The organism is Romboutsia sp. (assembly GCF_035470145.1).
Lineage (GTDB): Bacteria > Bacillota > Clostridia > Peptostreptococcales > Peptostreptococcaceae > Romboutsia_D.
The window spans coordinates 21813-29797 of record NZ_DATIRC010000181.1 but is presented as its reverse complement, the minus strand read 5'-3'; the positions used below and the strand labels follow the sequence as shown (position 1 = coordinate 29797).

General features: G+C 30.1%; 6 protein-coding genes, 1 pseudogene and 1 riboswitch. All 7 genes and pseudogenes read left to right on the top strand.

From position 1 onward, the window contains the following. Positions 1-602: pseudogene (gene glmU / locus VLM92_RS07565) on the top strand (bifunctional UDP-N-acetylglucosamine diphosphorylase/glucosamine-1-phosphate N-acetyltransferase GlmU); the annotation flags it as partial. Positions 603-690: 88 nt separating this feature from the next. Then, complete coding sequence (locus VLM92_RS07560; protein ID WP_325275728.1) at positions 691-1641, top strand: ribose-phosphate pyrophosphokinase; 951 nt, start codon at positions 691-693, stop codon at positions 1639-1641. A gap of 169 nt (positions 1642-1810) precedes the next feature. Continuing rightward, a riboswitch (cyclic di-GMP riboswitch) is annotated at positions 1811-1894 on the top strand. A gap of 109 nt (positions 1895-2003) precedes the next feature. Further along, entirely contained in the window at positions 2004-2480 is a 477-nt protein-coding gene (locus VLM92_RS07555) for a type II secretion system protein (RefSeq protein WP_325275727.1), read from the top strand. A gap of 95 nt (positions 2481-2575) precedes the next feature. After that, positions 2576-4252, top strand: a complete 1677-nt coding sequence (locus tag VLM92_RS07550; RefSeq protein ID WP_325275726.1) for a GspE/PulE family protein — start codon at positions 2576-2578, stop codon at positions 4250-4252. Positions 4253-4263: 11 nt separating this feature from the next. Continuing rightward, on the top strand, positions 4264-5469 hold the full coding sequence (locus tag VLM92_RS07545; protein WP_325275725.1) for a type II secretion system F family protein: 1206 nt from the start codon (positions 4264-4266) through the stop codon (positions 5467-5469). 16 nt (positions 5470-5485) lie between these two features. After that, positions 5486-7063: a PilN domain-containing protein gene (locus VLM92_RS07540; protein ID WP_325275724.1), complete on the top strand. Its 1578-nt coding sequence runs from the start codon at positions 5486-5488 to the stop codon at positions 7061-7063. Continuing rightward, positions 7056-7955, top strand: a complete 900-nt coding sequence (pilO, locus tag VLM92_RS07535; RefSeq protein ID WP_325275723.1) for a type 4a pilus biogenesis protein PilO — start codon at positions 7056-7058, stop codon at positions 7953-7955. Before VLM92_RS07540 ends, pilO begins: the two co-directional genes overlap by 8 nt. Positions 7956-7985 lie beyond the last annotated feature (30 nt).

The window sequence follows — 7985 nt, the reverse complement described above, 5'->3', positions numbered from 1 at the left end:
CAACATATATAGAGTCAGGTGTTGAAATAGGAAACGACACTATAGTATATCCAGGAGCTATGTTAATAGGAAATACAAAAATAGGTTCAAGCTGTATAATTGGAATGAACTCTAGTATAACAAATTCACAAATAGGTGATTATACAGAAGTAGAAAATTCAACAATAGTAGATAGTATAGTTGGAGAAAACACAGCAGTAGGACCATATGCATACTTAAGACCAAATAGTAACATAGGAAATAACGTAAAAATAGGAGACTTCGTAGAAGTTAAAAATGCTACAATAGAAGACAATTCTAAAGCATCACATCTTTCATATATAGGAGATGCACACGTTGGAAAGAACGTAAATATAGGATGCGGAGTAGTATTTGTAAACTACGATGGTAAAAATAAATTTAAATCTGTAGTAAAAGATGGAGCATTTATAGGCTCAAACTCTAACTTAGTTGCACCAGTAAAAATAGAGGAAAAAGGATATATAGCTACAGGTTCAACAATAACGGACGATGTTCCACAAGGAGCATTAGCAATAGCAAGACAAAGACAGGTTATCAAAGAAGGATGGGTAGAAAAGAAAAATCAAATAGACAAAGATTAGTAATTAAATAGCTTATTATTTTCAGGCACTATAGCCTTGAATTTTTAATAAATATAACAAATGTTTAAAAATTTTCGGGAGGATACCAATGAATACTAGCGGAAGCGAAATCAAAATACTTGCAGGAAATTCATCTAAAGAGTTAGCTCAAAAAATAGCTGATTATATAGGAGTACCATTATCAGATTGTGAAGTAGGAACATTTAGTGACGGAGAAATATCTGTAAACATAAATGAAACAGTAAGAGGATGCGATGTATTCGTAGTTCAATCAACAAACTGCCCTGTAAACGAGAATCTAATGGAATTATTAATAATGATAGATGCATTAAGAAGAGCATCAGCAGGAAGAGTAACAGCAGTTATTCCTTATTATGGATATGCAAGACAAGATAGAAAAGCTAAGGCAAGAGATCCAATCACAGCTAAATTAGTTGCAAACCTAATAACAGCGGCAGGAGCAGACAGAGTATTGACAATGGATTTACATGCTGCTCAAATACAAGGATACTTTGATATACCTCTAGATCATTTACTAGGTGGAACAATATTAGCAGATTACTTTAACGAAAAGAACATAGAAGATTTAGTAGTAGTATCTCCTGATTTAGGAAGTGTTACAAGATCTAGAAAATTTGCTAATAGCTTAGATGGAGATGTTCCAATAGCTATAATAGACAAGAGAAGACCTAAGGCTAACGTATGTGAAGTAATGAACATAATAGGTGAAGTTAAAGGCAAAAATGTTATATTATTAGACGATATGATAGATACAGCTGGAACAATAGTAAATGCAGCTAATGCACTTAAGGAATTCGGTGCTAAGGATGTTTATGCTTGTTGTACACATGGTGTATTATCAGGACCAGCAATAGAAAGAATAGAAGGTTCAGCTATAACTGAGTTAATAGTACTTGATACTATACAACTTCCAGAAGAAAAGAAAATAGAAAAGATACAAATAAAAACTGTAGCTCCTTTATTTGGAAATGCTATAAAGAAGATATTCTCTAACGAGTCTGTTAGTATATTATTCTAATTAACGATATTATTATATACACCTTATTTATTATAAATAAGGTGTATTTTTTTCTTAAAAAGGTATTATGTTGATTTTAAATATATGAAAAATTTACAAATTATAGTAATGTTAGGGATGTTTTGAATTGACATACCGTTATTTAGTGATATATAATTATACTAAAATATTCTATATTTGGAACTTAGAAACATATTCTATATTTGGGCGCTTGGGATGTGTGGAGTTAGTAGCGCAACCGACGACTATACTCATGATGAAATGATTATAGTCATTTTTTATACCTAAAATTACTAAAAACATATTTAAAGGGTAAAAAAATGAGTATTATTAGAGAGAAAAATAGGAGGGAGAATTAAAAAATGTTAAATAAGAAAAAGAACAATAAAGGATTTACTCTAGTAGAGCTATTAGTAGTAATAGCAATAATAGGAATATTAGCAGTAGTAGCAGTACCAGCATTACTAAAAAATATAAATAAGGCAAAAGTAGCAGATGTAGAATCAGATTATAGTTCAATAAAGAGTGCAGTATTAAGTTATTATGCAGATAAAAATGAAATGCCAACAACAACAACAGAAGAAATAGAAGGCAGCGAAGTAACGACAGAATGGAATAAAAAATTAGCAGATTATATGGATAGTGTTCCAACGGAGGCTAAATTTGGAGGAACATATACTTTGGATTTAGAGAATAATACATTATATCTAACAATAACAGATGTTAAAGCAACGGATGAACAGGTAAATAAACTAAAGGATGACATAGGTGGTAATAAAGTCTCAGATATAACAAACAAAACTATAAAGTTAGAACTTATAGAAAATACAGATATGTAGTAAAAAACAGGAAGAATTCTTCCTGTTTTTTTATAGAAACTTACATTATCGCAAGAACTTTGATGATATAATAATACAGAGACGAGGTGAAAAATATGGCACAAAAGGTAAGAATAGGAGATAAACTAGTAGAAAGTGGATATATAATCAACGAACAACTAGAAAGAGCCCTATCACTACAGCGAAGAACAGGAAAAAGAGTCGGAGAAATATTAATAGAACAAGGACTAATAAGTGCAGAAACACTAACATCTGTACTAACAGACCTACTTAATATAGATAGCATACACCTAACACCATCAATCATAGACCCAACAGCGACAAAATTGATACCAGAAAATATATGCAAAAGATATACAGTATTTCCATTTAAACTAGAAAACAATAAGTTACATATAGCAATGGCTGACCCACAAGACAGAATGGCTATGCAAGATATACGTCGTATATCAGGAAAAGAAATATTACCATATGTAAGTAGTATCGGAGAAATAAATCAAGCAATAAACAACTGCTACTCCAATGCAGATTTAAATAAAGCAATAAATGAATACGTAAAAACAAAAAAAGAAGTATCAAAAGATGAGTTATCTTTAGAAGATGATGTAAATGCAGCGCCTATTGTAAGACTAGTACACAGTGTACTAGAAAATGCTGTTAGAACAAAATCAAGTGATATACATATCGAGCAAGATGGCGATTTTATGAGAATTAGATTCAGAGTAGACGGTTTACTTAGAGAGCATATGAAAACAAGTGCCAAGCCATATCGAGCAGTAGTAAGCCGTATTAAGATAATGGCAGGGCTTAATATATCGGAAAAAAGACTTCCACAAGATGGAAGAATAATTCAAATCATAGACAATAAAACTATAGATTTTAGGGTATCTACAATGCCTACTAGTAAAGATGAGAAAGTTGTTATGAGGGTTTTAGATAAAGCTAGTTATCTTGTAGGTAAACATGGATTAGGCTTAAATGACCATAATATAAGTTTATATGATGAACTTTTAGCCAAGCCTTATGGACTTATATTAGTTGTAGGTCCTACTGGTAGTGGGAAAACAACTACTTTATATTCAATGTTAAATCAATTAAATAGTATAGAAAAAAACATACTAACAATAGAAGACCCAATAGAATATGAGTTAGAAGGAATTAACCAATCTCAAATAAATGTAAAAGCAGGACTTGATTTTAGTAATGCACTAAGAGCATTTATGCGTCAAGATCCAGATATTATAATGGTTGGAGAGATAAGAGACTTTAATACAGCAGAAATTGCTATAAGAGCGGCTTTAACAGGTCACTTAGTTTTAAGTACTTTACATGCAAATACAGCAGTAGGTGCGATTTCTAGACTTTTAGACATGAATGTCCCAGCATATTTGCTTACATCATCTGTTATAGGTGTTGTTTCTCAAAGGCTTGTAAGAAGACTATGCCCAGATTGTAAGGTAGGTCATTTAGCTGAAATTGGAGAAAAGCAAGCTTTAGGAATTTCTTTAGACCAAGATATTACTATATATAAACCTGTTGGTTGTCCTAGATGTACAAATCAAGGATATAAAGGTAGAATAGGTGTTTATGAAATTCTTATGTTAGATAGAGAAATAAGAAATTTAATAAATAGTGGAGCTAAGGAAGATGAAATGTTAGAAAAGGCTAAGCAAAATGGAATGCAAGTATTAAATGCAGATGCAGCACTTAAAGTTCTAAATGGTGATACTTCAATAGAAGAAATGATAAAAGTAACATTCACAGCTCAGTAAGAGGTGGTTAAATGAAAAATTATAAATATACGGCGTTAATGCTAAATGGCAAAAAAACTAAAGGTATTATCAGTGCTAATGATTTTAATGATGCTAGACATAGATTAAAGGAAAAAAAAATTAGGCCATTAGAAATAAAAGAACATAAACAAAATTCTTTATTTGAAAATAAAAATTCTAACAAAAAACTTAAATCAGACACTATAAGTCACTTTTGTAGACAGTATGCAATTATCATATCTTCTGGGATAAATAGTATTACAGGTCTTGAAAGTTTGGCTAAAAGGGCTGAAAATAAGGTGCTATCTGTAGAGATTACTAGAATAGTAAATGATATAAAATCAGGTTCTACTCTTGCAGATTCTATGTTAGATGATAAGTCGAAGTTCCCAAAGCTTTTATCAGCGATGGTTGCTACTGGTGAAGCTACAGGAACATTAGAAGAAGTTTTAAAAAGTATGGCTACTTTCTATGAAAGAGAGCATAGAACTACACAAAAAATAAAAAATGCATCTACATATCCCACTCTAGTAGCTATTTTGAGCTTTATAATGCTATTTATTTTTACTAGTTTTATAATGCCACAGATGATGGAATCTATTATACAAGTAGGAGCACAAATGCCACTGATAAGTCAACTTATAATGAATATAGGTATGTTTATGAAGAATTATTGGTATTTAGTTTTAACAGGAATTATAGTTGGATTTTTATTACTTAAGCAATATATTAAAACTCCGATTGGTAGACATAATAAGGATGTTTTAATTAATAAAATTCCATTATTAGGTAAAGGAATGAATGCGATTGTATCTATGAGATTTTCTAAGGCGCTTTATTTATTTGTGTCAACAGGTTACCCTTTGTTGCAAGGACTTAACTATATAAAAGAAAGCTTAAACAATTCAATAGCAGAAAAATCTGTTCAAGATGCAAAAGATGGGATAATAAGGGGAGAGACTATTGCTGATAACCTTGAAAAATCAGGGTACTTTGACCCGGTTCTTATACAAATGCTTTCGATAGGTGAGCAAACAGGTCAGTTAGAGACGATAAGTAATCAGATGTCAGAGTTTTATGAGCATGAAGCAGAAATTTACTTAAATAGGATAGTGTCTATGATAGAGCCTATAATGATAGTTTTAGTTGGTATTATGGTAGCATTTTTAGTTATAGGTGTGTTCTTGCCAATGTTAAGTATTTATGATGCAATCTAGGAGGAGAGAATAACTAATGACAAAACTTTATATATCCTACTATGGAGATTCTATATCTATAGTAGAAGGCTCTTATAAGAAAAAGAATTTCATTATAAACGATGTTTTCTTGATGTCATCTAGTGATATAGAGCCAGACTATAGTGATAAATATAATTTATTAAAACATGCATTAAAATTAAAACAATATAAAACAAATAAAGCTGTTTTATGCTTAAATACCCTTGATGTAATTGTTAAATCTAATAAAATACCTAAAATTAATCCTAAAGATTTACATAGTATTATGTCTATGGAAATAGATGAAATGATTTCTCTTGATCGACAGAATTATATATTCTCTTATGAAGTAATGAGAGAAGTTGAAGAACATGGGAATAAGTTTTTAGATTTAATATTAGCAGGTTTAGAAAGTAAAGAAATTACTAATATCTTAAAGATTTTTAATGAACTTAATTTAAAATTAGAATACATAGATATATTACCAGCTGCATATTCAAGAGTTTTAAAAGAAATTGAATATAGTGATATGATGATTGTTAATACTGGTGAGTATAGTACAGCTATTGATATATACAAAGAAGATTCATTGTATATTCACGATAATGTACCTGCTAGATTAAATGGAAGTTCACAAGTACATGATTATATTAGGCTAGTAGATGAAGCTAATGGTCTTATGAATTACTATTCTTCAAGAAACTTCGGTAAGATAGTTGATAGTATCTTACTTATAGGTAAACATGCAAACAATAAAGATATAATAGAAAGTTTCAAGAGTGTATTTACAAGTGAGATAATACCTGGAATAGAGAGCTTGTATGATATATATGCTGATATTAAGGGAAATGTATCAGAATCTCAGCTTAATATGATAGTAGAAATTATAGGATGTATGCTTAGAGAAGAAAAGAAATCTACATATTTAAGAATGAATCTACTTCCAGAGGAAATGAAAAGAAATGATCAAAGAAAAGAGAGTTTGATAAAATTACTAAAAATAGTACCTATAGTGTTAGCGATTTTATATTCACCAATAATAGCGTTAAGTACTATGAATGATATGAATCAAAATGAACTAAATGTAGTTCAAACACAAATAGAACAAGTAAAAATTGAATATAATCAAACTGATGATATAGAAAAAAATATAAAATCTAAAGAAGACGAAGTAAAAACATATGATATGCTTATAAATAAAGAACCAAAGTGGGGAACTATTTTTACAGCTATAGATAAGAATATACCATTTAAGGTTCAATTAGATAACTTAAGTTTAAGTTATGTAGCTGATTTAATTGAAGATAGTGAAGAGAATCAAGATAAAGATACTCAATCTGAAAATACTACTACACAAAATGAGGAACAACCTTTATATGAAAAAGTTCCCAACTTTATAACTATTACAGGAAAAGCCCAAACTCCATCTTTTGTTGGACAGTTTGTACATAACCTTAAGTCACTACCTTATTTTGATGACATTAAGTTCTCAGGGGTTACTGAACAAACATCAGGAAATAAAGAAAGTATTAATAATTCTTATAGTTTTAGTATTACTGCTAAGATAAAGGATGGTGTAGTTATAAGTGAGTAAGGATAAAAATAATATAGATGAAGTAAAAGAAAAGAAAAATATTTCACAGATGGATGTGAACAATTTATTTAAAAGAGACATTCTTAAGCAAAATATAAGTCCTAAATCTGCGGCTATAATTATAGGAGTATTAGTTGGAATTGCTGTATATGGATATTTATTTGTGTATCCTAAGTTTATGGAGTATAAGACTACTAAGTCTAACTTAGAAAATGTACAAAGTGAGCTATTAGAATATCAGCAGAAATTAGATAAAATACCTATGTTACAGGAAAGATTAGATGCATTAACTAAGGAAGCTAAGATAAAGAGTAAGAGATTAAGTCATGATATGGAAGATGGCTTGTTCCTTATAGGACTTGATAAGGTTATAAGAGATTTAGGCATAAGGCTGATAAATTATACTATAGAAGACAGCGTTGATTATGATAACTTCTATGCTATACCAATGAGTTTGAGTGTAGAAGGTGATTATAGAAGAGTTAGAGAGCTTATATATTATTTAGAAAATCAAAAAAACATTACACAAGTAATGAATTATAGTATGGCAACAAAGATGACTGAAACTAAGAAAGAGATCAACAAGAGAGTATATTGGACAAGAGGAGATACTTACTATCATTTAGATAAATCTTGTCCTAGTATGGTAAAAGGTGATATTCTATATGGAACACCAGCTCAAAGTGGAGCAAGAAAACCAGATCCAGATTGTGTTGAAGATATTTCTAATACTATTGAGGTACAGGTTACATCTAAAGCTAGTGGGGATGTTTCTGCTAATATTAAGTTTATAGTATATAGTTCTGAGAAAGATATTATTAAATTAGATACGGACAAACCAGAAAATTGGAAATCTGGTAAATATAATCCGTTTGAGGATACACTGAATTAGGAAAGTTTCATAAGGAACATATGGAAATTG

Excerpts from the sequence above, each read along its gene's own strand:
- VLM92_RS07560 (WP_325275728.1), top strand. The coding sequence starts at position 691 with ATGAATACTAGCGGAAGCGAAATCAAAATACTTGCAGGAAATTCATCT.
- VLM92_RS07555 (WP_325275727.1), top strand. The coding sequence starts at position 2,004 with ATGTTAAATAAGAAAAAGAACAATAAAGGATTTACTCTAGTAGAGCTA.
- VLM92_RS07550 (WP_325275726.1), top strand. The coding sequence starts at position 2,576 with ATGGCACAAAAGGTAAGAATAGGAGATAAACTAGTAGAAAGTGGATAT.
- VLM92_RS07545 (WP_325275725.1), top strand. The coding sequence starts at position 4,264 with ATGAAAAATTATAAATATACGGCGTTAATGCTAAATGGCAAAAAAACT.
- VLM92_RS07540 (WP_325275724.1), top strand. The coding sequence starts at position 5,486 with ATGACAAAACTTTATATATCCTACTATGGAGATTCTATATCTATAGTA.